Annotated in this window: 11 protein-coding genes; 5 read left to right on the top strand and 6 right to left on the bottom strand. The window is 61.5% G+C overall.

All coding sequences use genetic code 11. From position 1 onward, the window contains the following. The first annotated feature begins 232 nt into the window (after positions 1-232). A complete protein-coding gene (locus NTD85_RS02820) occupies positions 233-2,578 on the top strand; it encodes an acylase (protein ID WP_262141372.1) in 2,346 nt (781 codons plus the stop codon). 80 nt (positions 2,579-2,658) lie between these two features. Here the strand turns inward: NTD85_RS02820 and NTD85_RS02815 are convergent, their stop codons facing one another. Further along, positions 2,659-3,660, bottom strand: coding sequence for a FecR family protein (locus tag NTD85_RS02815; RefSeq protein ID WP_262141371.1), 1,002 nt, complete (start codon positions 3,658-3,660; stop codon positions 2,659-2,661). A 152-nt stretch (positions 3,661-3,812) separates the two neighbouring features. Here NTD85_RS02815 and NTD85_RS02810 point away from each other — a divergent pair, with 152 nt between their 5' ends. Then, positions 3,813-4,082, top strand: coding sequence for a PepSY domain-containing protein (locus NTD85_RS02810; RefSeq protein ID WP_103483325.1), 270 nt, complete (start codon positions 3,813-3,815; stop codon positions 4,080-4,082). A gap of 55 nt (positions 4,083-4,137) precedes the next feature. Here the strand turns inward: NTD85_RS02810 and NTD85_RS02805 are convergent, their stop codons facing one another. After that, positions 4,138-8,943: a dermonecrotic toxin domain-containing protein gene (locus NTD85_RS02805; RefSeq protein ID WP_262141370.1), complete on the bottom strand. Its 4,806-nt coding sequence runs from the start codon at positions 8,941-8,943 to the stop codon at positions 4,138-4,140. A gap of 229 nt (positions 8,944-9,172) precedes the next feature. Between NTD85_RS02805 and NTD85_RS02800 the strand changes: the two genes are divergently transcribed. Next, positions 9,173-10,210 (top strand): Ldh family oxidoreductase, encoded by a 1,038-nt coding sequence (locus tag NTD85_RS02800; protein ID WP_262141369.1) that lies wholly within the window; start codon positions 9,173-9,175, stop codon positions 10,208-10,210. 142 nt (positions 10,211-10,352) lie between these two features. On the opposite strand, the gene NTD85_RS02795 is transcribed toward NTD85_RS02800, so the two are convergent. After that, entirely contained in the window at positions 10,353-10,670 is a 318-nt protein-coding gene (locus NTD85_RS02795) for a YqjD family protein (protein ID WP_003224594.1), read from the bottom strand. Positions 10,671-10,823: 153 nt separating this feature from the next. On the opposite strand from NTD85_RS02795, the gene NTD85_RS02790 reads away from it, so the two are divergent. Further along, positions 10,824-11,078, top strand: coding sequence for a hypothetical protein (locus NTD85_RS02790; RefSeq protein ID WP_003224595.1), 255 nt, complete (start codon positions 10,824-10,826; stop codon positions 11,076-11,078). A gap of 7 nt (positions 11,079-11,085) precedes the next feature. On the opposite strand, the gene NTD85_RS02785 is transcribed toward NTD85_RS02790, so the two are convergent. Continuing rightward, the gene (locus tag NTD85_RS02785; RefSeq protein ID WP_262141368.1) at positions 11,086-12,000 is read right to left on the bottom strand and encodes a LysR family transcriptional regulator; all 915 of its coding nucleotides are present in this window, start codon (positions 11,998-12,000) and stop codon (positions 11,086-11,088) included. 84 nt (positions 12,001-12,084) lie between these two features. On the opposite strand from NTD85_RS02785, the gene NTD85_RS02780 reads away from it, so the two are divergent. Continuing rightward, complete coding sequence (locus NTD85_RS02780) at positions 12,085-13,008, top strand: carbon-nitrogen hydrolase family protein (RefSeq protein WP_262141367.1); 924 nt, start codon at positions 12,085-12,087, stop codon at positions 13,006-13,008. 133 nt (positions 13,009-13,141) lie between these two features. Here NTD85_RS02780 and NTD85_RS02775 read toward each other — a convergent pair whose 3' ends face one another. Both NTD85_RS02775 and NTD85_RS02770 read right to left on the bottom strand, forming a co-directional pair. Beyond that, a complete protein-coding gene (locus NTD85_RS02775) occupies positions 13,142-13,615 on the bottom strand; it encodes an LEA type 2 family protein (RefSeq protein WP_262141366.1) in 474 nt (157 codons plus the stop codon). Positions 13,616-13,680: 65 nt separating this feature from the next. Beyond that, positions 13,681-15,147 (bottom strand): nucleobase:cation symporter-2 family protein, encoded by a 1,467-nt coding sequence (locus NTD85_RS02770; protein WP_226499423.1) that lies wholly within the window; start codon positions 15,145-15,147, stop codon positions 13,681-13,683. Positions 15,148-15,249: the final 102 nt, after the last annotated feature.

Here is a 15,249-nt window from a genome sequence, read left to right as displayed (position 1 = left end):
AGACGTTTCAGCACGACAAATCATGAAAGAAAATATGTAGAAATTTTGTCGCTTATTCGTTGTTTTCCCGTCATCGCCGGCCGGTCGCTTGGGCAAACAGGCTAAATATTTTTTTACCGTATTCGTTTCCTGAACAGCCATCTTGCGCCCGGGCGCAGGAATCAACTTCAGACCGGGTCTGACGCTCGCGCAACGCAGGCGTCGATTCGTGTCCCATCGATCAGGAGCGAGTGTGATTATTTCCAGGCAGTTAACCGGGCTGGCCCTCGCCGGCGCGTTTCTCGGACTCAGTCTGTCGGCCCATGCGTTAAGTCCCGCCACACAAACCCATGCTGATATTCGCCGCACCTCATTTGGTGTGCCGCACATCCGCGCGGAAAACGAGCGCGGACTCGGGTTCGGCATCGGTTACGCCTATGCGCAGGACAACCTGTGCCTGCTGGCCAACGAGATCGTCACGGTCAATGGCCAGCGCTCGCGCTATTTCGGGCCGGATCAGTTCACCGTCGAACAACGCGAAAATCGCGTCAGCGACCTGTTCTTCACCTGGCTCAACACCCCCGCAGCGGTGAAGGCCTTCTGGGACGCGCAGCCTGCTCAGGTGCGCGATCTGGTGGAAGGTTATGCAGCAGGCTACAACCGCTATCTGGCCGAGCGCCGCCAGCAAGGCCTGCCGCAGCAGTGCCAGGGGGAGTGGGTGCGTGATATCGCCGCCGAGGATCTGGTGAAGCTCACCCGCCGCTTGCTGGTTGAAGGCGGGGTCGGGCAGTTCGCCGAAGCACTGGCCGGTGCGACGCCGCCGCAAGCCACGGCACAGGTCGGTAGCCATGCGCAGGCTTATCAGTTGGCGGACGCGCGCATGCAGCGCTTCGCCCTGGATCGCGGCAGCAACGCCGTGGCGGTCGGCAGCGAGCGTTCGTTCAACGGGCGCGGCATGCTCCTGGCCAACCCGCATTTTCCGTGGGTCGGCGGCATGCGCTTTTATCAGATGCACCTGACCATCCCCGGCAAACTCGACGTGATGGGCGCCGCCTTGCCAGGGCTGCCGGTGATCAACATCGGTTTCAACCAGCATCTGGCCTGGACCCACACGGTGGATTCGTCGAAGCACTTCACCCTGTATCGCCTGCAACTCGATCCCACAGATCCGACGCGCTACCTGCTCGATGGCAAATCGCTGCCGCTGAGCAAGCAGACGGTGACCGTGCAGATCAAACAGGCGGACGGGCAGGTGGTGCCGGTTTCGCGCGATGTCTACAGCTCGCAGTTCGGCCCGATCGTGCAATGGCCGGGCAAGCTCGACTGGGACCATCAGTACGCTTACAGTCTGCGCGACGCCAACCTGGAAAATGATCGCGTGCTGACGCAGTGGTACGCGATGAACCAGGCCTCGAACCTCAAGGATCTGCAGGATTCGGTGCACAAGATCCAGGGCATCCCGTGGGTCAACACCCTGGCCGTGGATGACAAGGGACAGACGCTGTACATGAACCTGTCGGTGGTGCCGAACGTCAGCGCCGAGAAACTGGCCAAGTGCAGCGACCCGCGCATCGGATTGCAGATGATCGTGCTGGATGGCGCCAACAGCGCCTGCGCGTGGGATATCGATCCGCAAGCCGCGCAGAAGGGCATTTATGCCGCCAGCCAGTTACCGCAACTGTTGCGCAAGGACTTCGTCCAGCACTCCAACGATTCCGCGTGGCTGGCGAACCCGGCACAACCACTGACCGGGTTCTCGCCGCTGATCAGCCAGGACGGTCAGCCACTGGGGCTGCGTTCGCGGTTCGCACTGGAGCGCCTGAGTACGCTGGGTAAAAAAGGCCCGGTGGCGGTGAAGGATCTGCAACAGATGGTGATGGATGACAACGTCTATCTGGCGACTCAGGTGCTGCCCGATCTGCTGAAATTCTGCGCTGCGGATCTTGGTGCGGACGCGGCTTCGTTGAAGCCGGTTTGCGTCAGCCTCAAAGGCTGGGATGGCCGGGCGAATCTGGACTCGGGTATCGGCCTGGTCCATTTCCAGAACATCATGCAAACCCTGCAAAAGTCGCCGGATGTCTGGCGCGTGGCGTTCGATCCGAAAGACCCGCAACACACCCCGCGCGGGTTGGCGATCGAGCAACCGGCGGTGAGCAAGGCACTGCGTGAAGCAATGCTGGCGTCGCTTCAGACCACCACGAAAATGGGCCTGAAAGCGGACACCCGCTGGGGCGACATTCAGGTGGTGAGCAGCGGCGGTCAGCAAACCGCGATTCACGGCGGGCCGGGTACGCTGGGGATCTACAACGCGATTCAGAGTGTGCCGCGTGAAGACGGCAAACTCGAAGTGGTCAGCGGCACCAGCTACCTGCAAGTGGTGACCTTCGACGACAAAGGCCCGCACGCTCAGGGGCTGCTGGCGTTTTCGCTGTCCAGTGACCCAGAGTCGAAATACTCCCGGGACCAGACCGAGGCCTTCTCGAAGAAACAGTGGAGCGTGTTGCCGTTTACCGAGCAGCAGATCACGGCTGATCCGCAATATCAGGTGCAGACCGTGCGTGATGCTGCCGGCAAGAGTGCCGAGGTGGTTGCGCAGTAAGTCATCCTGAACGAAAAAGCCGCTGCTCCTTGAACAGGGACAGCGGCTTTTTTATTGCCCGAAACGCGTGATCCCAAGCTTCAGGTTTTCGGCGGGTTTCGTGGCATCGAGTTGATCACCGGATCACCCTCGGTGTTGCGCGTCAGGTACACCGGCAGCACTTTGGGCAGGGTGTTGACGAGGCCGCTCAGCTCTTTGATGTTGTAGACGCCGCCGACGCGGATGGCGCCGGTGTTGGCGTCAGCCAGTTTCAGCGGTTTGTTCAGGTAGCGATTGATCAGCGGCAAGGCGTCGTTCAGTGCCAGGTTGTCGAGTACCAGTTTGCCGCTGCGCCAGGCCAGTGAACTGTCGTTGTCGTAGGTCTGGCTGATCTGTGGCGTGTAGTCGCCATGCCGGTACTGCGCCTGCATCGACGGGCCGAGGCGCAGGCCGTCGCCGGGCAATGCCGTGTTACTGGTGACCAGCACCGAGCCTTCGATCAGGTTGACCCGCACCTGATCTTCATAGAGCCAGACATTGAAGCGGGTACCGGTCACGCGGATCTTGCCTTCGGCGGCTCGGACCACGAACGGGTGGCTGAGGTCGTGGCTGACTTCGAAAAACGCTTCGCCCTTTTTCAGCGTGACCCGGCGCTCGTCCTTGTAATTGCTGAAGGTCAGTTCGGTGTTGAGGTTGAGCTCGACCTGACTGCCGTCCTTCAAGGTCACCTGACGAACATTGTCGCTGGCTTCGAAGTGCTGATAGCTGTTGGGCAGCCAGCCGAGGTTCCAGCCGCTGTAGGCGGCCAGCGGTAATGCGAGGGCGCAGACGCTGGCGGCGATGGCATAGCGACGCCAGGCCGGGACCGGTTTGTTCAGCGGCACACTCGGGGGCGGCTGCGGACGCGGCAAGTGTTCGGCAACGTCCCAGATTTCCAGCATGGCTTCATATTCGAACGCATGCAGCGGATGAGCATCGCGCCATTGCTCGAAAGCCAGACGCTCCTCGGCGGAGCAGTCGGCAGCGTGCAGACGCATGCACCAGTGCGCGGCGGCATCGGTGATCGCATCGTATTCGGCTTCCGAGAGGGATTCTTGGGTCATTGACTCGTCCTGATTTGCTGCATTCTAACCTTGCGGGCAACGCGCCGAGAACATCCATCATGGCAATTGCCCATCAAAGTGGAACTTATTTTTCCGTCAGACGCCCAAAAACAGGACATCCGACGAACATCATCCACAAATGGAGTGAAAAAATGATCAAAAAAACCTTTGCCGCCGTTGTTGCCACTGCTGCCTTGTTCAGTGCCGGTGCCGCGATGGCCGATCGTCCCGGTGCGGGCTGGGTCACCATCGAAAAGGCGATCGAGATCGTGAAGACCAAGGCCGGTTACGTCGAAGTCTATGAGATCGAAGCAGACAACGATGGCTACTGGAAAGGTGAGGGCCGCAAGGCGGATGGCTCCGTTTATGAATTCCGTATCGATGGCGCGTCGGGCAACGTACTGCGCGATCAGAAAGACTGATTTCCACGGTCAATAAACCATGCGCAGGCTGCACAGGCCTGCGCATTTTTCATTTTCAGGGCACGCTGCCGGGGTTGGCGACCGGGTCGAGTTGCCGTCCTATCTCGCAAATCAGAAAGGCGATCGAATCGGCGTTGCGCAAGATCGTGTCGATGCGCGGGTGCGGGTTCGCCGGGTCGAGGAATGCCGTTCGTGCCTCCTCTATGGTGGGGCTGCGCGTGACCTTGAGAATTTCCTTGCCGACATGCGCAAGGCCCGGGATTTCATCCAGGCTGAGCCACTCCTGAAATTCGTCACTCCAGCGCGAGAACAGCTCTTCGCGCGGCGTGCCCAGTGACAAGGCTTCGCGCTGGAATCGGGTCTGGTTGTGCTTCATGGCCGCGCCGTAGCCGGTCACCGTGGAAATCAGGTCAACGAACGGGCGCCGGGCCTCAAGGCTGGCGATGTCCACGGCCTTGTTGGCCTGATGGGCCAGTTCATGGATCAACGTCGAAGCCCGCGCATGCCCTTCGACATTGAACGGCTCAGTCAGGCCGACCTTGTACCAGTCCAGATCCTGATGGAAAAACTTCTCGGTGAAATGCACTTGCTTGCGCGAGTCGTCATCCAGCACAAAAGCAATCAGCCCGGTATTGCGATAGCGGTTTGAGCCGACGACAAAACGATCACCGTCCAGCAGATCCTCGGTGGGGTCCACCAACGCCTTGCAGACCGGCACGATGGCCTGTTTGAGCTTGTCGAGAATGGCGGTATCAATCTGTTGCGCATCGAAGAACGACTTGAGGAACGTATCCAGGCGAGTGCCGCTGCCCTGGTGCCTTTGCTGCGCCAGATTGTGCAGGCAGTTGAACGCGTAGAACCGCGCCAGATCCACGGCCTCGGTGAGCATGCGTGCCTTGTCCGGGTGGCGGGCGCGGATCTGTTCCATGCCCTGAGCCTCGATGTTCAGCCAGATCCGGCGTTCGCGATCGTTGGCGTAGCGGTTGTACATTTTCGACATGGCCTTGCCCAGATGCACCGTATGTCGATCCGGGTCCAGCACCAGTTTGCCTGACGTGGTGTGTTGCAGCACCGGGCCTGGCTGTTCCGCGCCCTTGATTTGCCAGACCGCGCCCGGCTTCTCCACGGGATAGACCTTGCCGGCCACAGGCGCATAGGTCTGCCGCGTCGCAAGATCGGTATAGGTGCCGTTCGCCGCCACCGGCGTCAGGTCCTTGAGCGCAACGTCCGTTGCCTCGAAGGGTTGCAGCGAAGTGCGTAGCGGGTCAGTGGTGTGGATGTGTTGCAGATCCGGCGCACCGAGCACGCTGGGCTTTGGAGCCGACGGCGTCAGCGCCCGGGCCTCGAGCGTCGACTCCAGTGACAGGCGCCCGAGGGAAACCATCTGCACTGTGCCAGCGATGAACGCCTCGAGTGCAAGCTTCCAGTGGTGATCCTGCAACGCCTCGGCCGAGGTCATGAAGTCCTTGAAGCTTTGCCAGAGAAACTGCACATAGGCCAGTTTGCCCGGGAGCAGGCCCCAGATCAGTTTGATCCCTTTGCTGAACAGGTTTTTCGCCGCCTCCCAGTCCTCCTGCGCCGAGGGCTGGGCGTGGCTGGCGAGCAATTTGGGCAGCAACGCGAGATTGTCGCTGAACAACTGCCGCAGCAGGTTGCCCTGAATCGGATTCGACGCCAGAGTCATTTCACTGGTCTGGCCGACACTGCTGCTGAATAACGCCTTGAAGATCGACTGCTGAGCCTGCGGCAAACGCCGCAACAACAGGTCTTGCAGGGCGCCCGGAATGTTCAGTGCGGCGATCAGCGCGGCTTCGTTCTCGAACTCGCTGAAGGCCTGTTCACCGTGATACGGCGTATAGAGCACCAACGGTCCGACATGGCCGGCGCCCGGGCCGACCAGGTACATGCCCAGGGCTTTGACCGCCGCCGCGCCGCCGGTTTTGATCAGCTCCAGCGGGCGGATCAGCGCATGGGCACCTTGCACCGTGGCGCGGGCGATGGCGTCCGGCATGTCGAGCACTTGGGCGATCAGCCCGTAGGCGGCAGCAGACAGACGCTGCTGCAGTTTCAACTGATGGGCATGTTGCAGCAGTTGCCACGGTACTTGGCGCAGAAAACGCTGTTGGCGCTGTTCGGCCTCGGTGTCGGTGGTGGACAGGGCGGTCGTGATCTTGCTGGCGAATGTCGTGGGAATGTCCAGGGACAGCAATAGGCTCCTGACTGCCTGACGGTCGAGGCCAGTCGGCAGCACAGCGGTGCTGTTCGACGCCACGGTAAACGCGATGTGCTGGGCGATGTGGCTGTAGTTCAAGGCGAAATCGGTGAGGCTCATGTTTGGACCGGCCAGGGTCAGGGCCGGGATGATCCGCACTTGCTCGGGATCGAGGTTGTGCGCCTGGAACCGGGCGCCGAGCAGGGTGGTGAGGGTCTGCTGAATATGCCCGCGCACGGTCGGCAAGGCATGCAGGTAATCCTTGTCATCGCTGACGCTGGCGCGCCATTGCTCCAGCAGCTCCAGGTGCAACTGCTGCTCCTCAAGCGAGGCCATGCCCAGCCAGCCGGGCAGGGAGTGCCGCTCGCCGAGCGCCCGGGCCAACGCACTGGCCCGCTCCAGATTGGTGTTGATCGGGATCTCGGCCAGGGATTTCAGCGCCTGCTCCTGCTTGAGCGCGGACAACTTCAATTGACGGAGCCGATCACAGCGCTCGAGAAACTGCTTGATCGCCGTTTGCACGCGATCCTGCAGGACATTGCCGGTAATCAGGTGCAGAGGGCCGAGGCGATAGTCCTGATGCAAACCCTCATGCAGCGGCGAGAGGTTTTCCAGCAGTACCTGACGTTTTTCCGGATTGCGCAAGCGCCGGTCCAGGGCCTTGCGGGCACTGTCGACGGAGCTGAAGGCCTCCAGGCCCATCGCCGGCGTCCACAGCACCGCACATCCCGAGTGTTGCTCATCGAGGCCGCCGCGTTCCGTCAGCAGAACGCAGCTGGCCAATGGCAGCGCCTCTGTCTGGCCACTGCCGAACAAAGTCAGCGACCAGGCATCGGGGCGGAAACCATTGAGTCCGCGGCGCTGGGCGCGATCCGCCTGAGCGGGGTCGAATACGGTGTCGACGATGGCCTGGACCTGGCGACTCAGGCTGCCGTCGAGTACGCGCAAGCGTGCCTCACCACAAACACCGACGAACAGCGTGTGCGCAAACTGCTGCATGAGCTGTTGCAGATAGCGGCGTTGCAGGACTTGCGAGCCAATTGGTTGCGCGGCGAAACGGCTGCTGATTGACGGCAGGATACTGGCGAATTTCCTGACTTCGGCTGCAGCAGCGTCGGCCAGCAGCATTGACGGTAACTGGCTGCCGCCGAGCACTGGCCGGGTGCTCCAGCGCCCACGGGTATCGAGGGCCAGCAAGCGATCATGGATCATCGAGCGGATGTCCAGCGCCTTGTCGAACAGCGCGGGAATGTTCACCGCGTCGTCGCTGTGGCGGAACACCTGCAAGGCATATTCGATGTTCTGTCGCTGCTTGGTGATGATGCCTTCGAACAGCACGCTGAAGATGTCGCCGGCGATCATTTCGCCGGACACATGGGGTTTGTCGAAGCCGAGGAAACGCTGGCGCTCCTCCAGGTTCAACAAGCCATAGAGCTCGTCTTCGTGCCCGGTACTGGCGAATTTGGCGAGCAAGGTGTCCTTGAGATCGCCGTAGTCCTTGAGGATCTGCAAGCCATGGGAAGGGGTGTAAAGGCAGGCATCGGTGTGGCTGATCATCAGCGAGCCGGCCAGTTCGACGAAGTTGGCCTGGTATTCCCACAGACGCACCGTTTCCAGGGTGGCACGCCGCCCGGTGTGCTCGTTGGCCTCGATCCAGGTCAGCAGGCTGTCGAATTTTTCGGCCTCGATGATCCCGGCTTCGCGTTTGAGCAGAATGTCGGCCAGGGCCTGTTGCCGGATCGTTTGACTGAACAGGCGGCGGCGCGGCATGCCGTCTGCGCAAGCGTCATTCCAGTATTGCTCAAGGTGTTGATAGAGCAGCACCAGCAGTTTGCCGGAGACGGTTTTGACCGCCTGTTCCCAATGCGTCTGATCGCTGGCCAGCGCAGGTCGGCGCGGGTTGGAAAACCTGTGCGTCTGGCCCTGCGCCCAGCCGGGGTGACGATAGTGCCGGAGCACCGCGTTGGCCAGTGACAAGGTGTCGAGCCGGTGTCCCGGATCACCGGGAGCGGCGCCGGCGTAGAAGCTGACCTGCGTTTGTGCTTGATCCGCGCCGGGCATCCGGGGGCTCAGTTGCTGGTCGAGAAGCGTTTCAAGCAAGGTTCCCAAGCCAGGCAGATTCAGCAGTTCATGAAGCAAGGACTGGGCGTTGAGCTGCTGACAGTGCTCGATGGCGCTCCGTTGCTCGTCGAATATGTCGCCCTCTATGAGCTGGTAATTCACGCTGATACGGCCTTTCTCCAGCAGGCGCTTGCGCTGTGACACGGCCAGAAATGCCAGCAATCGATCCGCTTCGTCGGCCTGATTGACTCGCTGTTCGAGGTGTTCGGTCACGGCGCGGAAGGTGTCGAATTTCTTCAGGCCGTCGAACGGCGTGTACAACATGAAGCCGCGATCCTCCGGCGTGGGGCTGAGAATGAAACTGCCGGCCAGGGTTACGCTGGGCGGGTCTTCGCTGTCGAGCAGGATGCGGTGAGCCAGCATCGGCGGGGTTTGCTGGTTGCGTAACAGATGGGTCGAGAGTTGCGCGTGCGTCAGCCACCGGAAATCCTGCGACGACAGCCCATGGGCAGTGCCCAGCGCAGGCCACAGTCCAGGCGAATCCAAAAAAGAGCAGAACAGCAGCGGGGGAGCAGGTACGGGCATCATCGGGTCTCGATCAGGGCACCCTTGGGGGCACCGGTGAGTTGAGACGCCAGCCTAAAAGCCGAACGGGTGACGAAGGTGGTACATAGTTACCGCACAGGCGACATGCAAATGTGCTGGCTGCGTCGTGCTGCACCGCAATGGTTGACAGCACCCGTACCGGACGTGGTTAATCGGTGAGCAAGCTGTTCGTACGCTGTTGTTCCCTCCAATAATTAGTCTGGAGCTTCAGATGTCTGCGCCACACGAATCGGTGTCTTCTCCTGCGTCCACGCTCTCGCTCGAAGCGCTGACGCATCTGCTTGAAAAGATTTTTCTGCGCCATGGAACGTCGGCGTCCGTCGCCCGCACCCTGGCTGCCAACTGCGCCAGTGCCGAACGCGACGGTGCGCACAGTCATGGCGTGTTCCGCATTCCCGGCTATGTCTCGACGCTCAACAGCGGTTGGGTCAATGGTCAGGCGGTGCCGCAAGTCGAAGACGTTGCCCCCGGTTTTGTGCGGGTCGATGCCGGCAACGGTTTCGCCCAGCCAGCGCTGGCCGCCGCTCGGCCGCTGCTGGTGGAAAAGGCGCGCAATGCCGGGATCGCGGTGTTGGCGATTCGTAATTCCCACCACTTTGCGGCGCTGTGGCCGGATGTCGAGCCTTTCGCGGATGAGGGGCTGGTGGCGCTCAGCGTGGTCAACAGCATGACCTGTGTGGTGCCGCATGGCGCCGACCGGCCGCTGTTCGGCACCAATCCGATTGCCTTCGCTGCGCCCCGGGCCGGTGGCGCGCCGATTGTTTTCGATCTGGCGACCAGTGCTATCGCTCATGGCGACGTGCAGATTGCGGCGCGCAAGGGTGAACGTTTGCCTGCCGGGATGGGCGTGGACAGCCTCGGTCAGGCGACCCAGGATCCGAAAGCGATTCTTGAGGGGGGCGCACTATTGCCGTTTGGCGGCCACAAAGGTTCGGCGCTGTCGATGATGGTCGAGTTGCTGGCGGCTGCGTTGACGGGCGGCAATTTTTCCTTCGAGTTCGACTGGTCGAACCATCCCGGCGCCAAGACCCCGTGGACCGGGCAACTGCTGATCGTCATCGATCCGAGCAAATCCGCCGGGCAGAGTTTTGCCGAGCGCAGTCAGGAGCTGGTGCGGCAGATGCATGGGGTGGGGTTGAAGCGCTTGCCGGGTGATCGTCGGCATTTGCAGCGCGCGCGGTCGCTGGCCGAAGGGATTGTGCTGGATGAGCAGACGCTGGGGCAGTTGCGGGAGTTGGCCGGAGAGTAATTGGTATAGAACAAATGTGGCGAGGGAGCTTGCTCCCACAGGGTTGCGAAGCGGCCCCCTTTGTCTGCTTGATAACAGGGGGACTGCTGCGCAGTCCAGCGGGAGCAAGCTCCCTCGCCACAGTTTTTTTGTCAGACGTCGATCAACGACGGCCGAGCAACAAGCCTACGACCAGGCCAAAACCGGCGGAAATCGCCACGGTTTGCCACGGATGGCCGCCAATGTAGCTTTCAGTGGCTTCTACCGCCGGTTTGGTGCGCTCACGCACGCTCGACACGGAATCCAGTGCCTGTTGCAGCTTCAGGGCGATTTGGCCGCGCAGGGTTTCGGCTTCCTCGCCGACCAGGGAGGCGCTGCTCTTGAGCAGTTTGTCGGACTCTTCGATCAGCGCCTGAAGTTCGCTGAATGCCTGATCCTTGATTTGGTCTTCGGCAGCTTGCACGCGGGATTTGCGGGCCATTGGGTGACTCCTTGCAGATGGATGAACAGTGATTAATGGAGTGTGGCGCTGACTGAAAAGTTGCACTGATTTTAGGTGCGAAAGAAAAACCTGCGCGGGAGATTTCCGTTGAGCGTGTAAGATGTCGCCATTTTACGCAGCAGGTATTTCCCCATGAGTTTCAATCTGGCCGACAAATCCCTCGCCGAGCGCGCTGCGCTGGAAGACGAGAAATCCCGTCTGTTCGAACTCTGGCAGAACAATCTGGGCAAAGCCAAAGGCGAAGCCGCGCGGTTGTTTGGCGAACGCTCCAAGCGCAAGGGCAAATGGGCCGAGTGGGTACGCGCCGAGCTTGATGGCATGTCCCCGCCGGAATTCGCCAACATGGTGCGCAGTGAGGTCAATCGACTGATGGCGGCCAACAAGTAACAGCGCGTCAGTCGCTGTTGAAACACCCGATTATCGCCTCGCGCACCTTGATCACCACCGGATCGATCTGCGTGCTGGTGCGCCAGCCCAGTTCGATCGGGTAACGCGGCAGTGCCAGCGGGCAGGGCAGCAGCACCAGCCCGCTGAGCTCGGCAATGGCCTGCGCGGCGTGGCTCGGGATGGTTGCCACCGCGCCGCTGCCCTTGAGCAGGTGCGGCAACGCGGCAAAGTGCGTGGTCGACGCGCAGACCCGCCGGCTCAGGCCCAGCGCCGCCAGGCCTTCATCGGTGATGCCGATAAAACCGCCCGAAGACACCAGAATGTGCTCGCGGGCAACGAACTCCGACAAATCGATGCTCTGTTGCCCGGGCGCCAGACTGCCCGGATCGACCAGGCACGCATAATCCCCTTCACCCAGCACCTGACGGCTGAGCAGACGTTCGGCGAACCCACCGGCGGTGATCGCCAGGTCGATGCTGCGCTCCATCAGCGCGCGGGCGACGATCTGGCTGTGGGTCTGACGGAAGATCAGCCGTAGCTTGGGCGCGTTGCGAGCGATGGCTTCGATCAGGCGCCGACCATAGGCAATTTCAAAATCATCCGACAGGCCCACGGTGACCGACCGGCCGTCGTAGTGATGAGCTGCCGGATCGACCATCGCCAGGCTTTGCCGGCATTTGTTCAGTGCCTCGCTGACCACCGGTTTCAGTTGATTGGCCTTGAGCGTTGGCGCCAGTCCCCGGCCGGTGCGCACGAACAATTGATCGCCATACACCTCGCGCAACCGGCGCAACGCTGCGCTGACCGCCGATTGCGTCACGCCCAGACGCAGCGCCGCACGGCTGGCGCTGGATTCTTCATGCAAGGCTTCAAAGACTTTCAGCAGGTTCAGGTCGACGGTTGCGATATTCATTTGGCTCATATCATTCAGCAGTGAATCGGACTTTATTCATGATCCCGTGCCGCCGCAGAATCGGCAACACATGAACCCGATGGAGTGACTGCAATGCCCAAATCAATCGTCGCCGCCCTGCAGATCGGCGCCTTGCCCGGTGGCAAGGGTGAAACACTGGAACAGATCCTCAGTTGGGAAAGCGCGATCATCGAATCCGGCGCGGCGCTGGTGGTCATGCCGGAGGCGTTGCTTGGCGGTTATCCGAAAGGCGAGGGCTTCGGCACGCAACTGGGTTATCGCTTGCCCGAGGGGCGCGAGGCCTACGCCCGTTATTTCGCCAACGCGATTGACGTGCCGGGGGCAGAAACCGAGGCGCTGGCCGGTTTGGCGGCGCGCACCGGGGCCAATCTGGTGATTGGCGTGATCGAGCGCGCCGGCAGCACCTTGTATTGCACGGCGCTGTATTTCGATCCGCAAGCGGGGCTGGTGGCCAAGCATCGCAAACTGATGCCGACCGGCACCGAACGGCTGATCTGGGGCAAGGGCGATGGCTCGACGCTGCCGGTGCTCGACACTCAGGTCGGACGCCTTGGCGCCGTGGTCTGCTGGGAAAACATGATGCCGCTGCTGCGCACGGCGATGTACGCCAAGGGCATTGAAGTCTGGTGTGCGCCGACCGTGGACGAGCGCGAGATGTGGCAGGTCAGCATGCGCCACATCGCCCACGAGGGCCGCTGCTTTGTGGTCAGCGCCTGTCAGGTGCAGGCCTCGCCGAACGCGCTCGGCGTGGAGATTGCCAACTGGCCGGCGGATCGTCCGCTGATTGCCGGGGGCAGCGTGATTGTCGGGCCGATGGGCGATGTGCTGGCCGGGCCATTGCGCGGCGAGGCGGGGTTGCTCACGGCGGAGATTGATACCGATGAATTGGTTCGTGCGCGCTATGACTACGATGTGGTCGGCCACTATGCGCGGCCGGATGTGTTTGAGCTGAGTGTCGATGAGCGGGCCAGACCGGGGGTGCGCTTCACCGCATAACCTCAGGACTGACACATACCCTGTGGGAGCGGGCTTGCTCGCGAATGCGGTGTCACATTCAGCGATGATGTTGGCTGATCTGACGCTTTCGCGAGCAAGCCCGCTCCCACAGGGGAGACGTGTGTGCAGTGGGTTACCACGTCGCAGCAGTGGCTTTCGGCAAACTCAGCTTGCCACTGTCGACAAACCGCATCGTGCCGAACAACCCGCCCGCCAGTTTGCCGCGCAGCACGTAGGGCAGGTTGTCGAGGGTTTGTGTCTGGCTCAGGCCGAGGGTCTGGCGCAATACCGAGAACGCGGAAACACTGACCGGCACGCTGACCACTGTTTCCGAGAAGCGCGGGATCGAGCCGGCCTGATCGCTCACGCCCGAGGCCAAGGGACGGCCATTGACTTCCAGATCCAGGGCGATACCGGTGTAGTCGATCGCGGTTTCGTTGGGGTTCTGCACCCGCAACTTGAGGGCGAAACGTACTTCCAGATCCTGACTCGGCAACGGTTCGAGGCCGACCACGTTGATGTTTACCGGATCTCGGTTGGGAAACAGCGCGCAGGCGCTCAGGGATAACAGCAGCAGGGACAGGATGACGGCGTGGACGCGGCGCATAAACAGTCTCTCAACAAAAAAGGGCTGAACCGTTGCCGGCTCAGCCCTTTTTTCATGGCGCAGCGTCAGCGGTTCAACTGTGCGACCGCCGCAGCTGTTGCAGGTTCAGCTTTGGCCGGCATATCGGGGTTTTCCATGACCTGCAGAATCGACGCTTCCGGATCGAAATCATCTTCTTCCAGCTCAATGAATTCTTCCGGCAGGAAGATATTCAGCACGATAGCGCACAACGCACCGACGGTGATCGGCGATTCGAAGATGTTGCGCAGCGCTTGCGGCAGTTCTCGCAGCACTTCCGGCACGGCGGCGATGCCCAGGCCCATGCCGACGGAGATCGCCACGATCAACATGTTGCGCCGATGCAGGCCGGCCTCGGCGAGGATCTTGATTCCGGCCACGGCCACGGTGCCGAACATCACCAGTTCGGCGCCGCCGAGCACCGGTTTGGGCATCAGTTGCAGCACCGCGCCGATCATCGGGAACAGCCCCAGCAACACCAGCAGGCCGGCGATGAAGAAGGCCACGTAGCGACTGGCTACGCCGGTCAGCTGGATCACGCCGTTGTTCTGCGCGAACGTCACCATCGGCATGCTGTTGAACACCGCCGCCATGGCCGAGTTGAGGCCATCGGCGAGCAACCCGGACTTGATCCGGCGGATGTACAGCGGGCCTTTGACCGGTTGCCGTGAAATCATCGAATTGGCGGTCAGGTCACCGGCCGCTTCCAGCGGCGAAACGAGGAAGATCACCGCCACCGGCACGAATGCCACCCAGTCGAAATTGAAACCGTACTTGAACGGCACCGGCACGCTGACCAGCGGCACTTCGGGCATCGAGGCGAAATCCACCGTGCCCATCAGCCAAGCGACCACGTAGCCGAGGGTCAGGCCGATGACGATCGCGCCCAGGCGCAGAAACGGCACGTCGACACGGTTCAGCACAACGATAGTGCCGATCACCAACGCCGCCAGAAACACATGGCTGGCCGCGCCCAGATCCGCCGCACCGAAGCCGCCGGCGATGTCGGTCATCGCCACTTTGATCAGCGACAGGCCCATCAAGGTGATGATGGTGCCCGTGACCACCGGGGTGATCAGCATCCGCAGTTTGCCGATGAACTGGCTTAGCACCACTTCGATGAACGCGGCGAAAAAGCACACGCCAAAAATCGTCGAGAGAATTTCATCGGTGCCGCCGCCCCGGGCCTTGACCATGAAACCGGCGCTGAGTATCACGCTGATGAAGGAAAAACTGGTGCCTTGCAGGCACAGCAAACCGGAGCCGACCGGGCCGAAACGCTTGGCTTGAACGAACGTGCCGAGGCCCGAGACGAACAGTGCCATGCTGATCAAGTACGGAATTTCGCTCTGCAGCCCCAGGGCGCCGCCCATGATCAGGGTCGGGGTGATGATGCCGACGAAGCTGGCCAGCACGTGTTGCAGCGCGGCAAACACGGTGGCGGTGAGGTGCGGACGGTCGTTGAGGCCGTAGATCAGATCGTTGTTGCGCGGGACTTTTTCAGAGGCGGTCATGGTGATTTTGCGCGCCGTGAGGCGGGGCCGGGTCAGAAAATGGAGGCGCAGGATGCCGGAAGAGGGCGGCGAGGGCAACGAGCAAAAATTGCCTGAAAGGTC

The organism is Pseudomonas sp. 13B_3.2_Bac1 (genome assembly GCF_025466205.1).
Taxonomy (GTDB): domain Bacteria; phylum Pseudomonadota; class Gammaproteobacteria; order Pseudomonadales; family Pseudomonadaceae; genus Aquipseudomonas; species Aquipseudomonas fluorescens_H.
Note: the sequence above shows the minus strand (reverse complement) of the source record. Positions and strands in the feature narration are given on the sequence as shown.

Excerpts from the sequence above, each read along its gene's own strand:
- NTD85_RS02815 (WP_262141371.1), bottom strand. The coding sequence starts at position 3,660 with ATGACCCAAGAATCCCTCTCGGAAGCCGAATACGATGCGATCACCGAT.
- NTD85_RS02810 (WP_103483325.1), top strand. The coding sequence starts at position 3,813 with ATGATCAAAAAAACCTTTGCCGCCGTTGTTGCCACTGCTGCCTTGTTC.
- NTD85_RS02805 (WP_262141370.1), bottom strand. The coding sequence starts at position 8,943 with ATGATGCCCGTACCTGCTCCCCCGCTGCTGTTCTGCTCTTTTTTGGAT.
- NTD85_RS02800 (WP_262141369.1), top strand. The coding sequence starts at position 9,173 with ATGTCTGCGCCACACGAATCGGTGTCTTCTCCTGCGTCCACGCTCTCG.
- NTD85_RS02795 (WP_003224594.1), bottom strand. The coding sequence starts at position 10,670 with ATGGCCCGCAAATCCCGCGTGCAAGCTGCCGAAGACCAAATCAAGGAT.
- NTD85_RS02790 (WP_003224595.1), top strand. The coding sequence starts at position 10,824 with ATGAGTTTCAATCTGGCCGACAAATCCCTCGCCGAGCGCGCTGCGCTG.
- NTD85_RS02785 (WP_262141368.1), bottom strand. The coding sequence starts at position 12,000 with ATGAGCCAAATGAATATCGCAACCGTCGACCTGAACCTGCTGAAAGTC.
- NTD85_RS02780 (WP_262141367.1), top strand. The coding sequence starts at position 12,085 with ATGCCCAAATCAATCGTCGCCGCCCTGCAGATCGGCGCCTTGCCCGGT.
- NTD85_RS02775 (WP_262141366.1), bottom strand. The coding sequence starts at position 13,615 with ATGCGCCGCGTCCACGCCGTCATCCTGTCCCTGCTGCTGTTATCCCTG.
- NTD85_RS02770 (WP_226499423.1), bottom strand. The coding sequence starts at position 15,147 with ATGACCGCCTCTGAAAAAGTCCCGCGCAACAACGATCTGATCTACGGC.